This is a genomic window from Pseudomonas sp. RA_5y_Pfl1_P24 (genome assembly GCF_963970945.1).
Taxonomy (GTDB): Bacteria; Pseudomonadota; Gammaproteobacteria; order Pseudomonadales; family Pseudomonadaceae; genus Aquipseudomonas; species Aquipseudomonas tritici.
Genome location: NZ_CAXAOJ010000016.1, coordinates 59,030 through 82,039, shown reverse-complemented (window position 1 = coordinate 82,039; position 23,010 = coordinate 59,030). Strand labels below are relative to the sequence as shown.

Sequence of the window (23,010 nt, the reverse complement as noted above, 5' to 3'; positions counted from 1 at the left end):
GAACGTTATGGCCCGTGGGGTTAACAAAGTCATATTGGTCGGTACATGCGGCCAGGATCCCGAAGTTCGCTACTTGCCTAACGGTAACGCCGTGACCAACCTGAGTCTGGCGACCAGCGAGCAGTGGACCGACAAGCAGACCGGCCAGAAGGTCGAGAAAACCGAGTGGCACCGTGTGTCGATGTTTGGCAAAGTGGCTGAAATCGCCGGTGAGTACCTGCGCAAAGGTTCGCAGGTCTACATCGAAGGCAAGCTGCAAACCCGTGAGTGGGAAAAAGACGGCATCAAGCGTTACACCACTGAAATCGTGGTCGACATGCAAGGCACCATGCAACTGCTGGGCGGCCGTCCACAGCAGGGCGACCAACAAGGCGGGGGCAATAACTACCAGCAGTCCGCCCCGGCCCCACGCCAGCAGGCTCCGCGTCCGCAGCAGTCGGCACCGCAACAGTCGCGCCAGGCGCCGCCTCCACAGCAGGCTGCTCCGCAACCGGCACCGGATTTCGACAGCTTTGATGACGATATTCCGTTCTAACCTACATAAAAGTAAAGCGTAAAGGTGATTGAGTGGCTCGGCGGGTTTGAGTACCTAAATCATTGCCTTACGTGAGTAAGCCAAAGCCCTCTTTGCTGTAAAGCTAAGAGGGCTTTTTTTTGCCTGGTGTAAAGCTACAAATAATTTAACTACACAAGAGAGGTGTGTAGAGATAAAAGTCTACATTACTAAACGTAAAGGAGGAGTGTGCTGTGGATGTGAAAATGGTACGACATCCTTCTGGGTTGAACCTGCCAATCCTCCTTGACGATGATGGCCTGCCGGTTCCGCTTGCAAATGAGTGGATCTTGCAAAGGCGAGGCCTAAGCCCTAACACTCTCACGAGAAACCTCAGGGAGCTGGCGATTCTATTTGCTTGGCTTGATTCTCTTCGCATTGATTTTGGTGCATGCATGGCTGGTGACCGCATGTTTACCGAGGCTGAGTTAGCGGGAAGTCTCTGTGAGCACCTACGCATAGCGGTGAAGGTCCCCGCCTTGCAAGCGGGGGGGATTTCTATAAATCAGGGCAAGAAGGTAGCCGTGTCACCTCTGACATATAAATTGCGCCTGATCACTGTGCGGCAATTTATGGGGTGGTGTTTTCGATTAAAGATGGGGGCGATGGAGTCTGGAGATCCCGCGCTTCTCAGAATTCAAGCACACAAAGAGCATGTCGATAAAGTTCTCAGTGATCAAGAAATCAATAATCCTCCCCAGAATAAATCTATTACTAAAGGCCTGCGGGATCATCAAGTAACAGCTCTCATTTGGTGTGTAGATTTTAGAAATCCAGAAGCGTATGGCTTAAACGAACATGTAAGATTTAGGAACTTCATTATTGTGATGATTATGCTGGCCTTTGGTTTAAGACCAGCAGAGCTTTTGACTCTTAGAGTAGGAGATGTCGAGTTTGGTGGCGTCACTGCTCTGCGTGTCTTAAGGCGTGTCTCGGATCCGAATGATGTAAGGAGCCCCCGGCCTAGAGTCAAGCGGAATGGTCGAGACATGATAATGCAAACGCCTACGCTCATACGCCTGATTGAAGAGTACATTGAAGTTCATCGCGAAAGCGTTATGGAACGCTTTGGAAAAGATCATAACTATTTGATCGTTTCAGATGAGGGTGACCCGTTGCATGGAAATAGCGTGTCTAATTATTTTCAGATCATCCGCGAGAAGTTCAAGCAGGCGTTACCTCCAAATCTAACTCCTAAGGCCCTACGGCATACATACTCGAGTAGAACTGAACGTGAAATGGCTGAGCGTGGCGTTCCTGAAGATGAGCGTAAACAGGTTTTGGCGTACTTAAGGGGTGATAGTAGCGTGCGTTCTCAAGAGGTGTATATCATTGGTGAAATCATTCGCCAGGCCACCGCTGTTCAATCTAAATATCATGATACATTAATGGGAACTTTTTTGGAGTACTCCAGTGATGAGTCAAGCGTTTAGGCCTCAGCCTGATGAAGCTAAACTGTGGGAGTCCATTCCTAAATCTGTTATAAGCAGAGAAGGACATGTAGTTGACACGAGTGGTTTACAATGGCACATGCCAACGACCAGTGGCAGATACGCTACTCTTAAGTTTCAACGTATACGTAATTTGAGGTTTCGGTATGCACTGATGCGTTACTGTGTGTATGTGATGAGAACCTCGTCGGCGGGCTATGCTTACACCACTTGGGTAGATTGTCATAGGTTTCTTCTTTTGCCTTATCCGGAGTTTAATCGGGAAGAAATTGCCGATTTTGAGGTTGAGCTGGTTAGTTATTACGAACGAATGATAGCAACTACGAGACGAGATCATAAGCTATATCAAGTCTCGCGTGCTAAGTCGTGGTATCTCTGGGGATGCCAGTACCTAAGTGAAATAGGCTTCAATGCCGAATATGGCAGCGTGTTGGAAGCTCTCAAAATACCCGGAGGTCCCAAGGGGGAGGCGGTTAAAAACGAAGACGTAGATGCCGGTCCACTTCATCGTATCTATGAATTGCAGCCACTCTACAACGCTCTTCAAACTACGACTTGCGCCGATGTCGCAGAGTGCGAGCAGCGAGCTGCACTGGCATTGTTCATTGCTCACGGTAGAAACCCGGCGAACCTGTCGTGGCTGCGAGAAAGCGATCTGATCAACGTAGCCCCAGGACTAGATGAGCCGTGCTGGGTAATAAGATACCCAAGAATCAAAAAACGACTGTTGAGCCCTCGGGATGACTTCGTTGAGGTGCAACTCCCTACGGAATTTGCGCCTTATATTCAAGACCTAATCGCCGTCAATCGTAATATTGAACCGTTCGATTGGATGGGAGTTGATCCTGTAGGTTTTGACAGGCCATTATTTTTCAATCACAACATCAATACGGCAGCTGCCGCATCAGGCCAGCGCGATGCATATTTCAATTACGAGTCTGGTTACTTTGCAACGCTGCTTCAAAATTTCGGACTAAGGCATCGTATAGTATCGCCTTTGACCAAGATGTTGATACATCTTAGTCCTAGGCGTCTTCGTTACACGTTGGCAACAAACTTAGTTAAAGATGGGGCAACGCAGCGGCAGCTGGCCCAGATTCTTGACCATACTGATCTTCAGCACGTACAGGTTTATTTTGACCTGGCTGGCAATATCGTAGAGTTATTAGACAAGGCTCTAATTGGTCCTTACGCGCAGATTCTCCGTTTCTTCAAGGGTGATTTCATCGCGCCCGGGCAGAAAGCCGTAAATGAAGGAGACATAGGTAAGCATATTCCGTTCGTTTATATTGAGACTGCTCCGGACATCGATTTGGGCGTGTGTGGGAAACACTCACTTTGCTCCTTGCACCCTCCGTATTCCTGTTACAAATGTCCAAAGTTTCAGGCTTACCTTGAAGCTGATCATCAAGCCGTGTTGGAGCATTTGATAAGTGAGCGCGAAGAGAAATTTCAGTCCGCTGACAAGCGAATAGCCAGCCAGCTCGACGAAATCATCTTCGCTGTAGCTCAAGTTGTTGAGAAATGCAAAGAAGTTAACGCGGGAGCAACATAATGGCAAAGGTAGCAGCGTTCTTAAGCAAGCTTGAGCTAGATCGTGTCGCTAACTTATCGCTTTTGGTGCAAAAGGCGAAGATGCTCGGCATGCTCGGGTTTGAAAGTATTGTCTGGGATGAGCCGAGGTGGAAGTTTACAGCCGGCTCAATGACAATATTGTCGGCTAAACGTTCTGGCTCTCCTAGTATCTACTTTCGGCACGCGCCTAACATCGGCGAACAGCCCATGGAAGGCGATTGGGCTGCTGTGGCGAAATCTCTTTTCTGTTTGCGGGCGCACCGGTCAAATCAAAAAATTAGCAACCAGCAAACATTTGTAACTGCCATAAGTTATATAAGTCACTGCGTAGGCGGAGCGGGTCGTCCGTTATCAAAGCTGATGCCCGAAGATTTAGATTATGCATGTAGGATCATTTCGAGTGATTACCAAGAGTCAACCGCTTATAACCTACATAAGGCAATAAACGAATTCGCAGCGCATTGCGACGCTAATCAGCTTTGTAATGTTAGGTTTGAATATAAGTATTCAGGACTGAAGCGCCCTGCAAACGCCGGGAGTGCAGCTCAAAAACGATTGGACGCACCTGAAAACCTGGAACAGACCTCCGGGGACCGACTCATCGACCTAGAGGTGTTTGAGCTTATTGGTTTGCTGTACCAACATGTACCGAGCAACCATAAGTACCGGATGTACATCCTGATGCTCGTTTTGTTGGCGTGCATTGGAAGGCGTTTTAGCGAAATCGCTACACTGCCGTTGCAGGGGGTCGGCTTTGACTCGGAAGGAAGAAAATACTTACGCTTTTTTTTGATGAAAACAAGCAAAGGAGACAACTCTCATCCCATTGACAGAACATGGCTTCCTACTGATGCCGTTTCGATTGTTGAGGACGTAATCGCTGAGCTAATAGATATTACCGGAGCTGCCAGGTCGACAGCGCAGGAGATGCGGATCACTGGTGGCCCTGATCTACGTTGGATCGTACCTTTTGCTGAAGATCATCGATTCTACATAGCCGACCTTGAAGCCTTGGGTTTTAGCTTCAATGTCTTGCGCCCAGCGGGTTGGCTTACGAAAAATGGCCTCACGTTTCCAGATCCGGATAAGCTGACAGTTCAGGGTATTCGTCCAGCTAAGCCATCTCGCTTCACCACCAAGCAGGCCTTAGTTTCCTATTGCAAGAGCATGTTTGACCCACGATTGAATGACCCTGTCCGGATCGCTACCAGCGGTAAGGTGTATTACCAAGAAGATCTTTTCTTCGTGCGATACGCGGGTATGTCTTCCGGGGGCGTCTCTGTGTGTGTGGTCGCACCAGTCACCCACTCAATGTTCACGACATTTATACGAGATCATCTTGAGCCGCTTGCGTCCGAGTACGGTGGAAGCAACGTCAAACCCGACTTCTCAAGCCACGATTTTAGACACACCATTAACACTCTCTTGAATGACGGCGGAATGAGCGATTACGTACAAACTAAGTGGTTTGGGCGGAAGTATGCAAATGACACAAAGGCTTATCAGCACACATCCCGTGAAAAGAGAGCATTAATTTATCAAGAAAAAATTCGGCAAGGCAAGATTGGCGGAGTGGTAGCTGACAACTACATCCAACTTCCTGTTGAGTACAAAGATGCTTATCTCAAGGCTAAGATTACCGGAGTCCATGAGCTTGGGACCGGTATGTGTACGCGTAACCTGTCGCAATCGCCTTGCCCAAATCATCTCGAATGCCATGCCAAATGTTCGGATTTTTCCTGGGAGAAGGATAACGTAGGTAAGAAAGCAGGCGTAGTGCGCGCTTTCGAGATCGAGGTCGTTCAATACGAGAATGCGATAACCAAGTCTCAATCGAATAGGCAGGGCGAGAGCCACCAATGGATGGCCCATTCACAGAAGAAAATCGAAACCCTCACCGCCATGCTGGTTGATTTGCAGATGGACGCTGAAGCCATCAAAGCGAAAGCACTTGGAGCACAGCCATGAGCAAATTTGGTAAGAGGATGGGCTCCGGGGATGTCAAAGCCATCGTAAGGGAATTGGATCGCTGGGCTTTAGGTGAGCTGGGTTCCGGCCTGCGGTGGAAGACGCTTGAAGACCAGTTCGGGTTTACGCGCCAGGCTTTGAATGCTCGTCTTGAAATCAAAGTGGCGTTTGATGCTGCTAAAGCATCGCTAGCGGGTGGCTTGGCATCCAAGCAGAAGAATGCAATCAGGGATGCTGGAGAGCTGGTCATCCGAGTGGAACAGCTCGAAAGGGAGTTGCAGGCATACAAGGAGCGAGAGGTGAAGTGGCTCCTGAGATGGCAGCAGATTGCGTACAACGTTAGGGCAAGGTTTGGTGTTCAAATGGCCTATATTGATGCTTCGGGCGGTTCTAGGTACGGCCTTCCTAATCAACGTCAAACAGACGCAATTTTGAAACCGCTTGATCTACCCATTCCCTCGGTCGGGACATTGGATGCTGAAGATTAATGATCTACAGGATCTCGCCGTATCCGGGGTAATTCGGACAGTGGGCACACATTGTTGATGTGCCCACAACCTCCTAGAAATGTTCGGAGCCTAAACAGGGAGGTCCGGGGGGAGCTTCGACCTCTTGGCGGTGTATTATCATCAAGTGTGCGATAAGTAGGTATCTCGATGTTTTCATTCCTCTCAAACCTACGGTTCCCCAATTTCTATCGATTTTCGCGCAGCAACAATGCAATTGTAATGCGCTAATAGGAATGGCGCTCATACTCTTTGAAGGATGAATCGTCACGCCGAAGGATGGGCGGAGGATGGTGTTGCAAGTTTTTCAATATAGTATTTACAGAGCTTCTTTTCAGTTTGATAGCGTTTGTGTATAAAGTGTTGTATTTTTTATGGTGCATCACTCATTCTTAGTCAGCAAATAAGGAAGTGCCTTTCATGGGTTTGGATATTTTCGATACTGCGATAAAGCTAGAGAAGCTGGGGAGCATCTCTAAGATTTACGTCGAGGCGGGAGCGATCTCTAGCATATTACGAGTCAAAGATGATCTAAAAGAGGGAGTTGAGCTGCTTGAAAGCCATATTAGAAAAAACAACCATTGCGCAGTAGTGGCATTGGTAATTGCTATGATGATTGTAGATCCAGATGGGGCAGTCGCGCGTATTAGGCGAAACGGAACTTTTAGTCTGACTAAATACCAGTTTCGGGCTGGGGGGATTAGAAAGGCAATTGAGGCAATTTTAATCTTAGATCCGGAACTTTCAAAACTTCAGCAGCAACGCAAAAATTATCTGCTATCTCTCAATAATTTAGTTCTCATTAGTCGCGACGCGGAAAAGATCTATAGAAGGCTTGTTGCAAGGTTAGTCGTGAAAAGAAAGTTTGTTTTGAAAACCTTGCTGGCTTACGTCAATCATCTCTTTTCAATACCGTGGTCAGGTAATCCAGAGATGCCTTCGAATGATCTTCGCAGGTGGAGTCAGGAAGATATGGCCGGAGCGTACTCTTATATATTCAGTATAATGAGGGAAAAGCTGAAAATTTCTCCGTTGGACTGGCAGCACGTCGACGAATCAATGGCTAGTAATTTAGATAATTCCTACGGCGAAATACTAATGGATGCCGCGGTGCTTAACGAAATAAGGGAGGCAGAGTCTAAGATCCAATCAATGCCATATATAATTTCGGTAGAAGAAGGTTCCTTTCGTGTATTTTCTGAAAATGAAGATTTCGATAAAACCGTTCAGCTGGGTTATATTCAAACCACCAAACAGGTTTATATAAGGGCTCGGGGGGTGCAGAAGCGGCTTGAAGCTTCTCCTTCTCCTTCTTATACTTCTATTGAGGAATTTGTTGGTCAGGAATTTAACGATGCTCTTAGTGAGTTCGTAGTGTTAGTGACTCAGCCGGTAAAGAGAGTCGTCGTAGGTGTTCCGAATTTTGTATTTCCCATACTGACCGGAGATTTTTTGTTCCCAGATGAAATGGTATCGCTTGTAGGGCTCAGTATAGATAATTACCAGGCTGCCGAAAATGATCCGCGAGATATTCTAATAGGGCGAAATCTTAGTGCTGGTGATGCTATATATATCCAGAGATACTTTCGTTTTGTGAGTGCGATGTTTGGTGAGTACTTTAAGTCCGCAGGAGATCCAAAGAAGGATCGTATTTTAAAAGTCAGATCGACACTGCCAATGATGAAGGCTGATATGTTGCTGCAACAGCTTTCCATGCTTATTGGAGAAGAAAAGGCGGAAGAGGCGATTGAGCTTCTCAGTCTTGACTCAACGCATAAGTTTATTGATGTACAATACAGGCCGTTTATAAAATCCGGTGACTGGTATGTTCTGGCGCCGGCGTTAATCGGCTCTTCAAACTTGGCGAGAAATATAGCTATTGCCAATGGTCTCAGGCAAAAGCAGGTCGACTCCCAAAATGACCCGATGCAGAATGCCGTTGCGAGCGCTCTAATGAGTGCAGGTTTTAAAGTGGAAACAGGATATATATATAATATAGACGGCAGGCGAGAAACAGACATAATTTGCTGGAGGGATGGTTGTTTGTTTATTTTTGAGTGTAAGAATTCATACTTGCCTTGCTCGGCTCACGAACTAAGCAATACATTTGAGCATTTGAAAACCGCCGAAAAGCAACTGACTATTCGGAAGAATTGGTTAGAAAAGCCGGGTAATAAGGAAAGGCTGGTAAAGTCGTTAGAGTGGGATGTTTTAGTGACTGAGGTCCATACTGCGGTGATAACTGCGAATCGACTTTTTACAGGGTATAAGCAGGGTGAGCATCCTAGCAGGCAGGCCCACGAATTTATCAATGTTATCTTGCGCGGCAAGATTGAAAGAGAGGGGTTGGAGCCAATTTCTTTTTGGAAGACGCCAGTCTTCACTGCACAAGATCTTGTTTTTTATCTGAACGATGGTGGAATAGCCAGAACACAGTTGGATAGACTTCAGGTCTTAGAGGTACGAACGGATGCCGGCAGTTCATCTATGACGAAATTAATGTATTTTGATGTTCCGGACGTTCCGTTCGATAGTTAGTTGTCGAAAATCCGGCCCGGTCTCGTTCGTTTGGGCATTACTGACTACTTCTAGTCGAATCCTTCCGGTATTGACCGGCTGAAGTGGGTCGAGAGTCTGGACGCGGAGCGGACATTCAGGTCTCACGTTTCACGATCCGGACAAGCTGGCAGTCAGGGTAAACGTGCTGCAAACCTGGCTCGGGCTCACACGGCCCCGCGAGATGGTTGCAGCTTGCGCTGCTTTGGACTGGCGCGCTTGATGGAAGAGGTAAGTCTGACTTAAGGCGACGCTCGATTCGCTAAACAATGGTCGGTTATGCTTGGCTCTGTACGAAAACAGTTTTCTCAAGCACTGCATAGCACATGCCAATGAGACCATCGCCGCATAACTTTTCGCAAGCTTGTCAACGCGCGTCACGATGCGGCGGTTCTCTTTCAGCCATCCAAACATGCGCTCGATGATTTTGCGTTGCCGGTACTTGGGGCGATCAAACAATGTCGGCAAGCCCGGGCTGGGGTTGCGCTTCATGCTGCGCAGCGGAATCACCGGCTGCATCCGATAACAGTCGCAGTAACGACGCAGGCTTCGGCGTCATAGGCTTTGTCGGCCAGCAGCAATCGGCAGCGTTTGCGGGGACGCCCCCTCGGGTTTGAAGCGTAGCTTCATCCACCAGCGGTTGGGTATCGCAGAGCATGAGGATCCTGGTCGGCAGCCCTCCGCGGCCGCGGCCGAGCGCGTGATCGGACGGTTCTTCAGGCCCCCTTTCTTTTTCCGGCGCCAATAACGCGAAGGGTAGGCGGGGCTCCTACTCAAGGGAGTACCTTAATCGAGTCGCTCGAGTGGCACCTCAAGTCGGTTTTTAGCTATGGATTTGAGCTATGGGTAGGTCATCCATGATCGATATCGCCCAAGAATGAGCTAGGTATGGTCCACATTTCGACATCGGCGCACACTGGAGGGGCGACTTCGCCATGTTCATGTTGGCGAGGTATGCATTTGCTTTTATCGGAGCTTATGTAAATCTAGATTGATGTGAAAACAGAATGGCGTTCAAAGTGAAGCCGCACTTGGCGATTCAACCGTCTGTCAGGCTAGTAAGGGGGGGCAGCCCAATACTACTAGCCCAATGAGTTGGGTTTTTTAACCTGTTTAGCGATCACATTGCAGGGCGGCTAACCATTTCTTCATTTGTGCGCCATCCCTTATCATTTCTTCTCGTAACGATTTTACTTCGCTCTCTGTAAGAAGTGAGCCCGCACGAAGGTGTTCTGGAGAAGATCCCGGTGATTCTAGTCGGGCCGGTCTTGAACTTTCGTTCACGGCCAGAGTGTCCAACGGCATCTTGGAAGGTATTTCGATACTCACGTGCCGCCCCCTTCATGCAAGGTCATATAAACTTACTTTCGGCCAGTCGTTTAGGCAGAAATTTCTTACGTGTTGCGGGCGTTATAATATATGCATTTTTCCAGTTTCAGATTCTTTAGGTCTGCCGCGAATTTTGGCGTGTGATAGCATTTTCCTGGAACTAGGTATAAGTCAAGGCTTCCATGTTTTTCATTATGGCATTGCGAAAATTCTAAAAGTTTTTCCATAAGCCAGGACTCAGTGCCATTTATGTAGGGCGGCGTGACTAGCATCACATCGGTTACAGAAAAGTCGCGTGATGAGTTGCATATCGCCGTAGCCAAGACAAATGGATCCATTGTTTGGAGCATCGTCCGGTATGCTTCTCCGTCGCTACGACGGATCAGCGCGATGTAGAACCATGGCTCATGCAGACTGTGCTCTACGTAGCTCCAATGTAAGCCATCCGCACCCAATCCGGAAAGATCAACGTACGCTTCATGCCGTGTCACATACATATCACGGACCCTCAAAACGACCACTATAGATTGTAGCCCTATAGTGGTCTACAGGGCTTGATCATCTATTTTGCGTAGGGCGCGAAATGGAGCTGAAGCAAGCGTTTGGTCAGGCACTTAAGCAACTGAGAACGGCCAAGGGGCTGACCCAAGAAGACTTTTCAAACATCAGCAGCCGGACATATCTGAGCACCCTTGAGCGTGGTCTCAAATGCCCTACATTGGAAAAGCTTGAGGGCCTAGCTTCGGTTATGGAGGTCCATCCTTTGAGCCTGCTAGCGGCTGCTTATCAGATAAAAAGCGATGAGGACGGTCTCGACTCTTTATTGGCACGTGTACGCGCGGAGGTTGGCTCGCCGGCGTCAGGATCTAAATAGTTTCGGCTTTTCCTGCCATATGGGCTTCTCTACTTTCTGGAGTCCGGGATTCGTTGACCGCTATAGATACTCGTCCTGAGGCCGAATTATCGCAACGGGACGCGGGCCATTCACTCCTTGGCAGACATCGGGACCTCTCAGAGCTACAATGCGCCTCATTCGACCCGGGACGACTGGATGAGTCCACCAGCGAGCATTTTTTAAACTGGAGAGGGTCACAAGCGTGGAAAAAGGATCAATGACCTCTATGTTGATTGGCAAAACAGATGCCCATTTCTCCGGGCATGAAACCTTCCCGCTCCGTCAAATGTGGCTAAAAAAGGCTGTGGACAAAGCTGACGCTGATGGCCACCTGCCTAAAAGTACGTTCTCCGACGAGAAGGCTATCGCTGATTTTGGCGTCGGTAGAAATATGGTCGCTTCCATTAAGCATTGGGCCCTCGCGTGCGATGTAATTGCTGAGGATGATTCTCGTCGCCATTTTCTCCTCACCCCTGTTGGAAAGGCAATTTTTGGAGAGGGTGGTTTCGATCCTTATTCTGAGAGTCCGGTCACTGCGTGGCATGCACATTGGTGCCTTGCAGGTCGCGGGACCCGAGCAACGACGTGGTATTGGTTATTTAACGTGTTTTCGGCGCAGTCGTTCAGCAGAGATGAAGCCCTCCCCATCCTCACAAAATATGCGCTCTCAGTGGCTAAGGGAAAGAAGCTTTCCCAAGCTACATTGAGTAGGGATTTGGATACATGTTTACGCGGCTATGCCCCAAGAGGTGCCTCGGCCTCGGTTGAGGAGGCCGCTGAGCCCATGCTTGCAGAGCTAGGCCTGTTGCAAGAGGAGCGCAAGGGGGTTTTCTCGTTCCGTCGAGGTCCTAAATCAACGTTGCCGGATGCTTTCTTTGCATGGGCGCTTCTCGACTATTGGTCAAATAATCGTAGAGCCGAGTCTTCTTTGACTATTGAGGCTGCTGCGTACGCGCAAGGTTCTCCAGGACGGGTATTCAAACTCGACGAAGACTCGGTTGCTGAGCGCTTGTTTGCCCTTGCCGACCTTACGGAAGGGAAACTCCGATGGTCCGACACCTCAGGACTCCGCCAAATTCACCGTGGCGATTTCGATCATGAGTTGCTGATGTCCAAGCTTTTGAGAAAATCTTATGACCAATGAGCTGATGACTGCTCCTGATCAATCTCTAGTGAAAATCACAAGACACTATCGACGCTCTGTACGGATCGACGCAGATCTTGGACGAGCCGATGCCTTAGAAGGTTACCTCCTAACCGAGACCGCGCGGGAAGCACTTTCCGTGATGACAAGGCAGATCGCAGGTTCCAATCAACGCGCTTTTACATGGACGGGCCCGTATGGCGGAGGTAAGTCGTCGCTCGCTCTAGTACTTGCGGCAGCTGTGTCTAATGACAAGAAAACTCGACAAGAAGTCGCCGCTATCGTGGGGGAGATCCCGCATTTCCAAGAGGTATTTGAAGTAGCTGATGCCGGATGGCTAGTCATACCAGTGGTGGGAAAGCGCGGTAGCGTGACAAGTGAGATCGCAAAAGCTTTTGAAAAGGCTCTTGGGAGAGATGAGAGTAACGTAGCACCTGAGCGACTTGTTACGGACTTGGCTGTCGAGGCAGCACGTAAAGGGCGTTCAGGCGTTCTGTTGATTGTCGATGAAATGGGAAAGTTCCTCGAAGCCTCCGCCAACGGCGGCGACGACGTCCATTTCTTCCAGGATTTGGCCGAGACTGCTGCTCGTTGCCAAGGCAAATTAGTTGTAGTCGGCGTCCTTCATCAGGCATTTCGCCAATATGCATCTCGTCTGGGTATCGAGGCTCGAGAAGAGTGGGCAAAAGTCCAAGGGCGTTTCTCTGATGTTTCGTTTGTGGCGACCGGCGATGAGGTCGTTGAGCTTATCGGTAGGGCTATCGAGTGCGAGACACCTCACCCAAGCACCTTAGAATCAAGTAACGCCGTTGGTTTGGCTATCTCCGGGCGTCGGCCAGCTGTTGGCTCGGGTATGGGGGAGCTCTTAGATCATTGTTGGCCCCTTCATCCGGTGACAGCAGCGCTGCTAGGGCCCGCCTCGCGCCGCCAGTTTGGGCAAAACGAGCGCAGTGTATTCGGTTTTTTGACCTCTCTTGAACCTTTTGGCTTTCAAGAGTTTCTTGCTCAATGGGATGGGCAGGTAGCTTATGGCCCTGAAAAATTGTGGGACTACCTGAGAGCGAATCTGGAACAGGCTATTTTGGCATCTCCTGACGGGCACCGTTGGGCTCAGGCTGTGGAGGCGGTAGAAAGAACCGCATCCAAAGGAGGAGCGGACGCTGAAGTGGCTTTGGCTAAGTCTTTAGCACTTATTGACATGTTCCGTAGCGTTTCGGGTCTTGCTGCAGACGATAACGTACTTCGAACAGTGCTGCCTCAGCATTCTTCCCTCGAAGTTGCTGCGATGCTTGAACAGCTTTCTACTTGGCGTGTTGCACTCTATAGAAAGCATGTGGGTGCCTGGACTATTTTCGAGGGAAGCGACTTTGATATTGATGAGGCGGTTTCCAAAGCAAGGGCGACATTTGTATCCGTTGATATGAAAATGTTAACTGCGGTAACGAACCTACATCCGGTTATCGCTAAGCGTCACTACAACCAAACGGGAACGTTCCGATGGCTCGGTGTTTCTATGCACACCGTCCAAGAAGCGGAGCGTCTCGCAAAAACTTATCAGCCTATGGGGGGGGAGTTTGGTCGTCTAGCTTTAGTTTTACCTGAGCGCCACGCGACTACTGAGGACGCGGCCAAGGTGTTGTCTGAGTTACCGATTGATCTTAAGTGCCCTATATTTTTTGGTATACCTCCCAATCATGAGTTGATTGCCGATCTTGGTTCTGAGCTGCTATCTCTTCGGACTGTTTTTGAAGGCCGCCCTGAGTTGGAGGGCGACTCTGTCGCACGACGCGAAGTCAGTGCTCGACTGTCATCGGTCAAGGGTGCGCTTGAGGAGGCTCTAAGGGATGCAATAAGCAGCGCAGATTGGAGATTGAAAGGGACACAAAAAAGCTCCGACACCCTCTCTTCAATGGCTTCAAAAGTGGCAGCTGAGATATTCGGGAAGGCACCTAAGGTATGGAGCGAACTCGTCAACCGAGATGCATTATCCGCCAATAGCGTAAAAGCTCGTCGCGACTTGCTTCACAGGATGGTCGGTAATAGCTTCGAGGAAAGTCTCGGGATTGAGGGCTTCCCTGCTGAACGAGGATTGTACGAGACACTCCTATCGTCCACCGGGTTACATCGTCGAGACACAGATGGTAGTTGGCGCTTCTGTCCACCCAAGAAGTCCGATGAGAGAGGCCTTCACCCGCTTTGGATTGCGGCGTTAAAGATGATCTCCAGTCGGATCGCGGGTACCGTATCGATCAAGGAACTTTACGCTCTTTGGGGTGCGCCTCCTTATGGTGTGAAAAACGGATTGATGCCGGTCTTAACTGTAGCTTTCATGCTGGCCCATGCTGATAAGGTGGCGGTCTATCGTGATGGTGTGTTTGAACCAAGGCTTACGGATGTAGATGTAGATGAAATGTTGCAGGATGCTGGCCGCTTTTCGCTACGTTGGGTTGACGAAGATGTTGATAGAAAGGTCGCCCTTGGGTCGCTGTCAGTGATGTTAGAAAGCTGCGGTTTTGGCGCCGCAGGCGATACACCGCTTGAAGTAGCCAGGGCTCTTGTCGCGTTAGCCTTTTCGCTTCCTATGTGGGCTAGACGCACCCAACGCATTTCACCAGAAGCTCGAGCTGTTCGGGACATACTACTGAAGGCATCTGATCCTCATAGGTTGCTTTTCATAGATTTGCCCGAAGCATTATCCGCTACCCCTACAGATATTTGCGATCGGCTCGAGGCTCCCTTAAAAGAGATGCTGGTTGCATATCCCGAAATGTTGAGGAAAGTTGATACTCGTCTTGCCGATGCTGTTGACGGTAAAACGGGTGATGATCCAGAGCTAAGGGAGCGTGCCGAGTATATTGCTAAGGTAACCGGAGATCTTCGTTTAGAAGGGTTTGCAGCAAGGCTGCGCAAGCGTGATGGTTCTACAACATCCATCGAAGGTATTTTAAGCCTAGCGGTAAATAAGCCACCTAGGGACTGGACTGATCTTGATGTCGATGCCGCTCTCGTGGCTGTTGCTGAGCTATCGCTCGCATTCCGTAAGGCCGAAGCTCTAGTTTCCGTAAAGGGGAGGCAGCCTGGGCGTGAGTCTTTTGCGATTGTCATAGGCGCCGGCGGCTCTTCATCGGTAGTAGCTAAGGACTTTGAGGTCGCTGGTAGAGATCGGCAGGCTGTTCGCGGCGCAGCTGACAAGGTTGTCGAGCTCCTCAAAGCTTTGGGGTTGGAGGGGGACTTGTTGCTCGCAGCGCTTGCTCAGGCGGGCACTGTACTCGTGAACGAAGAGGAGCTCGAACATGCGTGAACGGCATCTATTGGGGCTATCTGGTGGGCGTGATAGCGCCGCTCTCGCACTCTATGTCCGTCAAACACTGCCCGAACTTGATATTGAATACTTCTTCACAGATACAGGCGAGGAGCTTCCTGAAGTTCAGGAGTTTCTTGGACGTTTGGAGGGCTTTTTGGGTCAACCTATACTGCGGCTCAATCCTAGACGTGACTTTGAATTCTGGCTCAAAGAGTACAATAACTTTCTACCCTCTCCACAGACACGTTGGTGTACTCGGCAGTTGAAACTGGCACCATTTGAAGAGTGGGTCCGTCCAATGCTGGCCAAGGGTGAGAAGGTATTTTCATACGTCGCAATCCGATCGGATGAAGACTATCGCGAGGGTTACTCCTCCAAGAGCGACAATCTCAAGGTTGTGCTGCCGTTTCGAGTTGATGGTATAGACAAGGCGGGAGTCCTTGAGATCCTCGAGTCATCTGGCGTGGGACTTCCAAGGTATTATGAGTGGCGCAGCAGAAGTGGATGCACATTCTGTTTTTTTCAACAGAAAATCGAATGGGTTCGGCTGCGAGAGAGGCATCCTGACGCATTTGAAGAGGCGAAAGCACTTGAAAAGACGGCTTTGGATCAAGGGTCTCCTTTCACGTGGACTAAGGGAGAGCCGCTGACCGAGCTGGAAAAACCTGAGCGCGTGGGAGCGATTAGAAAGGAATATGAGGCTCGTCGCTTGAGAAGTAAATCACGTAGACCGCGTAATCCGCTCCGTCCATGGGAAGAAAACTTAGATATCGACGACGTGTATGGAGTCGACGAGGCAGATGGGGCGTGTGCCATCTGCCATAAGTGATCTAGGGGCAGCCACTATCCAACTGTGATTCTGTAACAGCGTCTGTGTTACTTCACCGTTGGCTAGTTAAGCCAAATTACTGACAGAGGGGCATAATATTTTCGACTTACTATTGATAAATATAGCCCCTCAATTTTTTGTAACCTTAAGCGTGCCAAACAGCCAATATAATTTTCGCTCTGTTTGTCGCGTGGGTTAGCCATTTTTCATGGTTGATCGAAATTTTCAGGTCGCCCATGGTGGCAGGCTTTTCCTTACAATAAATTAGCAAGTTTTCACTAGTGAGCTTGTTGCCAGCCTTGAGCTGTACACCCATGTAGACGCTGAGAAGCTCATCGTTAATAGATTCGGGGAAAGCTGCGATTATAGAACTTAGGCTTTCTTGGTCAATATGAAGCTCATCCAGGTTGCCTCGGTTCATGGCGTGCCCCGACAAGGAAGTTCCTGTCAGTGTCGTCGCAGGATCAGTTTCTGATAGTGTTCCAGCAAGTAAAGCGGTGCCTTGTAAGTGCCAAGTACTTAAAGTGCGTTGAAGTCCAACCCTCGAAGCTCTCGAACTATATATAGCCGCGATACTTTGAGCCTGGTCAAGACGAAGCTCACCTACTGAAGTCCAGCCGTTTACAAAATCTATTGCAAACTCCTGTATCGATGGTGTTCGGATATTCCGCAGGTTCCACCCCAGAGTTTCGGTCTCCGTATCGGTCGCTGTAGAGCTAAGATAGACCATGGCTTGGTTTTTTTCTTGATTTAGCGGTCGCGAGCGAACTCCGCTAACAAGGAGTAACGATACCTTGTCGAACGAATCATCCTTAGCCTGAGCGAGATCGCATGCTTGAGTGAGATTTAGCCACTCCCTACCGTCGTTTGAACGAAGTACCATACCGAAGCGAAGATTGTTCGTCAGCCATCTTGATTTTTCAAGGGGGGTGGATTGGGCGGGGTACGTTAAATGATCCAGGCCTGCCCCTCCGCGCCACTCCATACTTCTCATTAATCCTCGAATAGCTGCTCGTGAATCGCCGATTTCGGCTACAGGTGCAATGACTTTGGTGGCGCGGTGCGCGATTAATGAGTCGCCAAGCGCGCGAAGTGAGTTACGAATGCCTGTATACGATTCAAGTGCGGTGAGTAAGTGCCGACTCAGGCATTCTTCGACATAACGACAAAAGTCATCGTTATCCAAAGTTGCTGTTTCGTGAAGTATGTCCATTGCTTGCAGATCTAGCTCCCACAGCTTTTTTGCTTGGTCAAGGGCAGCAAGTTCTAACCCCTTGGAGGTTTCACTTACAAAATTTTCCACTGCTGAGATGAAGGGCCTATCGGATGCCAGCTGATATAATGCAGTCTTCCAATGGATTAAATCATCATCACTCATTGGCTTGCCCATGATCCGCATTCTAGAGCTAGACGCTTTAAGAATAGGACGTATTTCGCGAAATTCTGCTCGCAGTTGGGCTACATGGGTAGACATTAATATTACTTGAAGTGGGTTTTCGCAGTCTTTATGTGCTGTAATAACTGAGTCTATAAAGGGGAGCGTTTGCTGGTTGGAGTTGTTGACTAAATAGTAGTCAACAATTATCAGGTCGTAAAATTTGTCTTCAGGTATTGATGGCGATGAGTAGTATTCAATATTTTCCTCAGGCACACCTGCGCTTAATAGTAGGCGTTGCACGCGCCTTACAGGTGCTGCACTGTCATGGCGGGCGTCAAGAATTTTACTAACAGCATCCTTTAGTCTTGCAGGAGCTTCATCGCGTATGTACTTGTGGGAAAGCGGCGTGGCAAGGTCGTGGATTGTATCTATGTTAAATCCATGACTTGTTAGAATCGCGATATAGGCTTCGTAATCAGGATCGTGCGGGTCTCCAAGCAACGCAGCGACGTCGCCGTCAATGGTTTGAAGGTCTGCGGTACAAATGTTTTCGGACAAGTCGTCATCGATAATTGCAATTTTAATTATTTTTGCGTCAAACAGCGATTTTTTGAGATCCATACCTATTCCTTGGGTAGCTCAAGTACAAAGCCTCGAAAACGACCATCATCGTCCGCTGAGTCCAATACAAGCTTTGCTTCATGATAAGTCGCAACCTCCGCTGCGATGAAAAGACCGAGCCCTTGGCCGCGAGGTCGAAGCGAAAAGCCAGCCGTGAAAACTCTGTTTTTATCTGCTGGTGAAATGCCAGGACCGTTATCCCTTAGAGTTAAGGTTCGTGACTCAGGATCAAGTTCTATTGAAATGCATCGTTCAGTCCTGCCAGGCTTCGCTCCTTGTTGTACCCAGTAGATGGAGTTTGTAATAAGGTTTTCAATTGCCAGACTCACAAAGCCACGGACCATGTTAACTTTGACTGGTCGAAGTTCTGACTCATTAGAAATGAATAGTTTGCAATTTACTTCGTGGCGTTCAAATCGTGCTGCATAACCCTCAACTATGGTATTTAGCAGCGCTGCAAGATCAAATAACTCTTTTCGGTGTCTGCCAGACGGCGTAAGCGGGTCTAGTTGACGTAGTCGAGTGTTGATAGCTTTGATTTCAGCGTCCAGTTTACTAAGAAGCGCTTTGGTCTGTGGAGATTCGTCTTTAGAAAGTTTCTGCATCAATTGTCGTGTATGGCCAGTCGTTCGAGTTAGTTCATGTAAAACGCCTGACATAACTGTGCCAACGCCGGCCAACTCGAGTATGTCCTCTCTACGCTCCCCAGCTAGTTTGCTCGCTTCTTCAAAGCGCGTGACTTCATTTTTTATGAAGTGGAGGTGGTTAGCAATGGACTGAACCGAACCCTGCACTTCTGCCGAGACTTTTGAGCGAATGTCAGTCAAGCCTTGCTCGGCTTGAAGGACTCTTGCTCTTATCGTCGCTGGCGCACTTTCAACGATGTCATCAAGTTTTGCTTTTTTCTCCTCTTGGCCTTCGTGCCCAATGTACCGCCGCAGCTCGTCGATTGCGAATTTCGTCAGCATTTCTCGGACAAGGTTCGCCTCAGGTGATTCAATCAAACCTTCACGGTTTGAACGATCTACCAAGCCAGGATTCAACGCTCTTGAAATCTCCAAAGCGCCTACCGTTTGAATACGGTTGACGGCAAATCCCCCGCGTTTTAAAGCTGAGCTATCCAATCCCAGCCAATCCTCGCCTGTAGACTGTCCTGAAAATCCCACACGAAAGCCATCGCGATAAATTGCAATTCCGCCGCTCCATATATCGAGCTCTGCTTTCGCGGCTTTCCAATTACCATGTAACGTCGCTTGTTGGCGAAGGCGATCACGATTGAACCATCGAATGGTCGCGCGGATAGGCCCGATTTTCTTTAGCGCATCTATTGATGTAGTCAGAGCATGTGTAAGCTCTTGCTCGGTTCTTATTGTTACTTCAGGCTCATTTCCACGTTGGTAATCAATAAGGTTAGTTCGTAATATGCCTGCGCTACAGTCCTCTAAACCATTTGGATCAAATTCAAGCTCCATATCGGCTTGAACTAAGTCCGTTAGAACCTTTTTCATTCCTTCGATGGGTATGCGTGCCCCCCCATTAATATGGACGTCGATGGGGAATCCTAAAGTTTTTTTCTTTTTTTTCGTTTCACCCTCTTGCACTTCATCGTTATTTACACTTTCTTCTTCGATTTTGATGAAGGGGTTTTGCAGTCGGCGCAAAAAATCGCCTACCAACTTGTTTCTGACTTTTTCGTCCGTCCAATGGCTTTTCAAAGCGGAAATAGTAATTACAGTTCCCGCTGGCGTTTGGCGAGGAGGTTTAGTTGGTCTGATGTCGAGCGTGATATCATTTATTTCTTTGGTTGGATCGTCAAATAATCTCCAGTCAAACTGTATCTCGTGTGCTTGACTGTCGTTAGTCCAAGACGTCACGTTTGCGTTATCACCAAGGCGCATCATTGCTAGACGCCCGATCCCTTTATTCCCGAGGATTTTTCGGCTCAGATCTTTGGTGTCGTTGGTTGTCAGTTTGGATGGCGTGCCAATCGCTAAGAATACAGACTCCAGTGTTTCTGCATCCATTCCGCACCCTGTATCTTCAATTGAAATATAATTGAGCGATTCAAGTATACTTTTCACGTCCTCTTTTGAGGGGTTTGAATCTAGCTTGGCTAATAGTTCTTGAACTCTGGAGTCGTTGCTAGAGCCTGTAATCTCATCACTGATATTTTTTTTTATAATTTCAATTTCTTTTTTTAATGCGATGATGTCTTGACTTTGATCTATTTTCCTTATGCTCTCATCGATCGTTGTATGAGATATAGGTATGTGAATGTCAATTTTTACTCTAGGCGACTCAGCATCAAAAGCATTTTTAATTAGCTCATTGATAGCTACTTCGTCAGAGGTGATCAGTTCTGCACCAAGGTGTACTAATGTCCTAGCAGCTACCGAAAAAATTGCCACTTGATTCAATTCCTTGAATAGATGTTTACAGGCGTGAATTCAGTCAGAAAAATTGTACTGATTTTCGAGTCGTTAGTCATAGATCCGTGCATTCACTATAGACTCAATGCGAAGGCCTCTCCAGGGGTAGCATCGACAGATGATGCCATAGTGCTGGCTATAGTCTCAATCCTTCGTATTCGATGCTCGATCCTTCTGGGTTAGAAAGCTTTTCCTCGAGCTTAATCGCGTTTGTCAGGGCACTGAGTCTGGGTGTCTTGACGGCTGATCGTGGCAGCTGACATTTGACCATCGTCTGAACCTCGACATAGATCTTGAAGAACAATCAACCGTGACTTATCCCTTTCCGTTACCCCCAGTTGCTGTGTACGCACTCGAAGCTTTGTTGCTTACCTGCAATAGCAGTAATCGTAGCTTCGTAAAGCAGGACCTTTACACCGTTGTAGGCACTGCTGAGATCACCCCTTTAAGGACAAGGCTACAGGTTACGTTCTTTACGTTTTTGAGAGTAAATGATTAGCTGAGGTCCTACAGAGCTTTGCGCATAAGGGCGATATGGATTTTCAGCGTCTAAAGAGTCAACCTTATGTGAACTACCGTTTTAGGGGTTACGGCTCAGATACTTGGTGTAAAGTTTTATCCTGAAAGCCCCGAGGCGCAAGCTCTTGGGGCTTTTTATTGGGCGCAGGCACATCCTGAGCATGAGGCTATCGAATCCAATCACCCACAGAGCGTCGTTTGGCTTTCTTGCCGGTCAGCAAGATGGGTTTCCCCCAGTCGAACAATGATGTGGATATTCGATGTTTCTTGCCTTTGACCACAATGCTGAGCATTGCCCTGATATTTTCCAGCAAGGGTGGTTCAAGGTCCGCTTGGAGTGGGTACCCCTGTGGGTAGTTTCGCCGTTCGACCCAATACACGACTCGAGAAATGATAAACAAGGAGAGCATCATTGCGGCAAAAAAGAGGCATATCATCTTTAACGTGCTCGAGACTATAAACGCTTTATACCGCAGAGGCTGTTTTCGCGAAAACGGACCAAGGGGCTCGTCAACCCCGGGATATGTCCTCAGCGCTTACAAGAGTTAGGCTGTGGCCAACCTCAAACAGAAGGAAGCCGCGATGACCTGGTCAGCCAAGCAATACACGATGTTTGAACAACAACGCACCCGTCCCGTCCGCGACCTGGTCGCGGCCATTCCGAATACCGAGGTGCGCACGGCTGTCGACCTGGGCTGCGGCCCCGGCAATTCTACCGAGGTGCTGGCCGAGCGCTTCCCGCATGCGCACGTTACCGGCATGGACAGCTCCGTCGACATGCTGGTCGATGCACGCCAACGGCTACCGGCGCTGAACTTCGAACTGGCGGACATCGGCGCCTGGAGCCCCGCGCAGACTTTCGATGTGATCCTGGCCAACGCTTCGCTGCAATGGCTGCCTGACCACGCCACGCTTTACCCGCACTTGGTCCACCAACTGACACCCGCTGGCACGCTGGCGGTGCAAACGCCGGACAACCTCGATGAGCCTGCCCACCGACTTGCCCGTGAAGTTGCCGCTGATGGCCCGTGGTCTGCCAAGATCGGCGCGGTCAAACACAATGAACGCCACGCCGCGAGCTACTACTACGAGCTGCTGAGCAACCATTGCAGCACCGTCGATGTGTGGCGCACCACCTATCAGCACCCGCTGGCGGATCACGCTGCGGTGGTGGAGTGGTTCAAGGCCTCGGCCCTAAGACCCTTCCTGGCTCCGTTGACCGATCGCGAAAAGGCTGCCTTCCTGCAGGAGTACCAGGCGCGGATTACCCAGGCTTACCCAGCCCTGGCCGATGGCACCGTGCTGCTGCCTTTTCCGCGCCTGTTCATTATCGCTACCCGCTAACTTCGCCAAGACACGTGGCGGTTATGCCGCCGCCGCTTGCGCCTTCAAATACTCATTTGCCGACACCACGCCCGCATACCCGAATGCCAGCGACGCCATATACGCCCCATGCACCTGCGCAGCCGGGATCACCTGGCCATTGAACTCCAGGTCCCGGGTCGCACACGCGTCATGAATGACCGTGACCTTGTAGCCCAGGTCCGCCGCCGCCCGCACCACCGCATCGATACACATATGGCTCATGCTGCCGACCACCACCAGTTCGGTGATGCTGCGTTGTTCCAGCAGCGCGCGCAGGTTGGTCTCGCGAAACGAATTCACAAAATGTTTAAGCACCACTGGCTCATTGTCTTCGTTCAGCACTTTGGTATGCAGATGCGCACCCTCGGAGCCCGGTGTGAAGAACGGCGCGTCCTCAGACGTGAACTCATGACGCACATGAATCACCGCATCGCCCGCCTGGCGAAACGCCTGCAACACCTGCACGGCCTTGTCCGCTGCGGCTTCGACGCCGTCGAGTGGCCACTTGCCTTGAGGGAAGTAGTCGTTCTGGATATCGATTAGGATGAGCGCTTGCTTGGCCATGTGTGTTGCCTCGTGATGGGTTGA

The 23,010-nt window shown here is 49.3% G+C and carries 14 protein-coding genes and 1 pseudogene; 11 read left to right on the top strand and 4 right to left on the bottom strand.

The window, feature by feature from the left end; translation table 11 throughout:
* Window positions 1-7: 7 nt before the first annotated feature.
* The 6 genes from AACY30_RS23560 (at window position 8) to AACY30_RS23535 (ending at window position 8,591) form a co-directional block, all read left to right on the top strand.
* Window positions 8-535: a single-stranded DNA-binding protein gene (locus tag AACY30_RS23560; RefSeq protein ID WP_010467282.1), complete on the top strand. Its 528-nt coding sequence runs from the start codon at window positions 8-10 to the stop codon at window positions 533-535.
* Window positions 536-747: 212 nt separating this feature from the next.
* On the top strand, window positions 748-1,986 hold the full coding sequence (locus AACY30_RS23555; RefSeq protein ID WP_339541205.1) for a tyrosine-type recombinase/integrase: 1,239 nt from the start codon (window positions 748-750) through the stop codon (window positions 1,984-1,986).
* 172 nt (window positions 1,987-2,158) lie between these two features.
* Window positions 2,159-3,559, top strand: coding sequence for a tyrosine-type recombinase/integrase (locus AACY30_RS23550; RefSeq protein ID WP_339541204.1), 1,401 nt, complete (start codon window positions 2,159-2,161; stop codon window positions 3,557-3,559).
* Complete coding sequence (locus tag AACY30_RS23545) at window positions 3,559-5,547, top strand: integrase (protein WP_339541203.1); 1,989 nt, start codon at window positions 3,559-3,561, stop codon at window positions 5,545-5,547. The genes AACY30_RS23550 and AACY30_RS23545 overlap by 1 nt, the downstream gene beginning before the upstream one ends.
* Entirely contained in the window at window positions 5,544-6,035 is a 492-nt protein-coding gene (locus tag AACY30_RS23540; RefSeq protein WP_339541202.1) for a protein kinase, read from the top strand. Before AACY30_RS23545 ends, AACY30_RS23540 begins: the two co-directional genes overlap by 4 nt.
* A 438-nt stretch (window positions 6,036-6,473) precedes the next feature.
* Window positions 6,474-8,591 (top strand): hypothetical protein, encoded by a 2,118-nt coding sequence (locus AACY30_RS23535; RefSeq protein WP_339541201.1) that lies wholly within the window; start codon window positions 6,474-6,476, stop codon window positions 8,589-8,591.
* 306 nt (window positions 8,592-8,897) lie between these two features.
* On the opposite strand, the pseudogene AACY30_RS23530 reads toward AACY30_RS23535, so the two are convergent.
* Window positions 8,898-9,342: pseudogene (locus tag AACY30_RS23530) on the bottom strand (transposase); the annotation flags it as partial.
* Window positions 9,343-10,521: 1,179 nt separating this feature from the next.
* Here AACY30_RS23530 and AACY30_RS23525 point away from each other — a divergent pair.
* The 4 genes from AACY30_RS23525 (at window position 10,522) to AACY30_RS23510 (ending at window position 16,110) form a co-directional block, all read left to right on the top strand.
* Window positions 10,522-10,812 (top strand): helix-turn-helix domain-containing protein, encoded by a 291-nt coding sequence (locus tag AACY30_RS23525; protein WP_122706978.1) that lies wholly within the window; start codon window positions 10,522-10,524, stop codon window positions 10,810-10,812.
* Window positions 10,813-11,050: 238 nt separating this feature from the next.
* The gene (locus tag AACY30_RS23520; RefSeq protein ID WP_122706980.1) at window positions 11,051-11,977 is read left to right on the top strand and encodes a DUF4007 family protein; all 927 of its coding nucleotides are present in this window, start codon (window positions 11,051-11,053) and stop codon (window positions 11,975-11,977) included.
* Window positions 11,967-15,278, top strand: coding sequence for an ATP-binding protein (locus AACY30_RS23515; RefSeq protein WP_206361711.1), 3,312 nt, complete (start codon window positions 11,967-11,969; stop codon window positions 15,276-15,278). The genes AACY30_RS23520 and AACY30_RS23515 overlap by 11 nt, the downstream gene beginning before the upstream one ends.
* Window positions 15,271-16,110 (top strand): phosphoadenosine phosphosulfate reductase domain-containing protein, encoded by an 840-nt coding sequence (locus AACY30_RS23510; protein WP_122706982.1) that lies wholly within the window; start codon window positions 15,271-15,273, stop codon window positions 16,108-16,110. Before AACY30_RS23515 ends, AACY30_RS23510 begins: the two co-directional genes overlap by 8 nt.
* 145 nt (window positions 16,111-16,255) lie before the next feature.
* Here the strand turns inward: AACY30_RS23510 and AACY30_RS23505 are convergent, their stop codons facing one another.
* Together AACY30_RS23505 and AACY30_RS23500 are read right to left on the bottom strand one after the other, a co-directional pair.
* Window positions 16,256-18,109, bottom strand: a complete 1,854-nt coding sequence (locus AACY30_RS23505) for a hypothetical protein (protein ID WP_339541200.1) — start codon at window positions 18,107-18,109, stop codon at window positions 16,256-16,258.
* Between the two features lie 2 nt (window positions 18,110-18,111).
* On the bottom strand, window positions 18,112-20,517 hold the full coding sequence (locus tag AACY30_RS23500; RefSeq protein ID WP_339541199.1) for a sensor histidine kinase: 2,406 nt from the start codon (window positions 20,515-20,517) through the stop codon (window positions 18,112-18,114).
* A gap of 1,122 nt (window positions 20,518-21,639) precedes the next feature.
* On the opposite strand from AACY30_RS23500, the gene tam reads away from it, so the two are divergent.
* Window positions 21,640-22,401, top strand: coding sequence for a trans-aconitate 2-methyltransferase (gene tam, locus AACY30_RS23495; RefSeq protein WP_339541210.1), 762 nt, complete (start codon window positions 21,640-21,642; stop codon window positions 22,399-22,401).
* Between the two features lie 21 nt (window positions 22,402-22,422).
* Here tam and AACY30_RS23490 read toward each other — a convergent pair whose 3' ends face one another.
* Complete coding sequence (locus AACY30_RS23490; protein ID WP_339417016.1) at window positions 22,423-22,986, bottom strand: cysteine hydrolase family protein; 564 nt, start codon at window positions 22,984-22,986, stop codon at window positions 22,423-22,425.
* Window positions 22,987-23,010 lie beyond the last annotated feature (24 nt).

Bases quoted from the DNA above. Each gene is read 5' to 3' on its own strand.
- AACY30_RS23525 (WP_122706978.1), top strand. From the start codon at position 10,522: ATGGAGCTGAAGCAAGCGTTTGGTCAGGCACTTAAGCAACTGAGAACG.
- AACY30_RS23505 (WP_339541200.1), bottom strand. From the start codon at position 18,109: ATGGATCTCAAAAAATCGCTGTTTGACGCAAAAATAATTAAAATTGCA.
- AACY30_RS23490 (WP_339417016.1), bottom strand. From the start codon at position 22,986: ATGGCCAAGCAAGCGCTCATCCTAATCGATATCCAGAACGACTACTTC.
- AACY30_RS23515 (WP_206361711.1), top strand. From the start codon at position 11,967: ATGACCAATGAGCTGATGACTGCTCCTGATCAATCTCTAGTGAAAATC.
- AACY30_RS23520 (WP_122706980.1), top strand. From the start codon at position 11,051: ATGACCTCTATGTTGATTGGCAAAACAGATGCCCATTTCTCCGGGCAT.
- AACY30_RS23545 (WP_339541203.1), top strand. From the start codon at position 3,559: ATGGCAAAGGTAGCAGCGTTCTTAAGCAAGCTTGAGCTAGATCGTGTC.
- AACY30_RS23560 (WP_010467282.1), top strand. From the start codon at position 8: ATGGCCCGTGGGGTTAACAAAGTCATATTGGTCGGTACATGCGGCCAG.
- AACY30_RS23540 (WP_339541202.1), top strand. From the start codon at position 5,544: ATGAGCAAATTTGGTAAGAGGATGGGCTCCGGGGATGTCAAAGCCATC.
- AACY30_RS23550 (WP_339541204.1), top strand. From the start codon at position 2,159: ATGCGTTACTGTGTGTATGTGATGAGAACCTCGTCGGCGGGCTATGCT.
- AACY30_RS23510 (WP_122706982.1), top strand. From the start codon at position 15,271: ATGCGTGAACGGCATCTATTGGGGCTATCTGGTGGGCGTGATAGCGCC.
- AACY30_RS23535 (WP_339541201.1), top strand. From the start codon at position 6,474: ATGGGTTTGGATATTTTCGATACTGCGATAAAGCTAGAGAAGCTGGGG.
- tam (WP_339541210.1), top strand. From the start codon at position 21,640: ATGACCTGGTCAGCCAAGCAATACACGATGTTTGAACAACAACGCACC.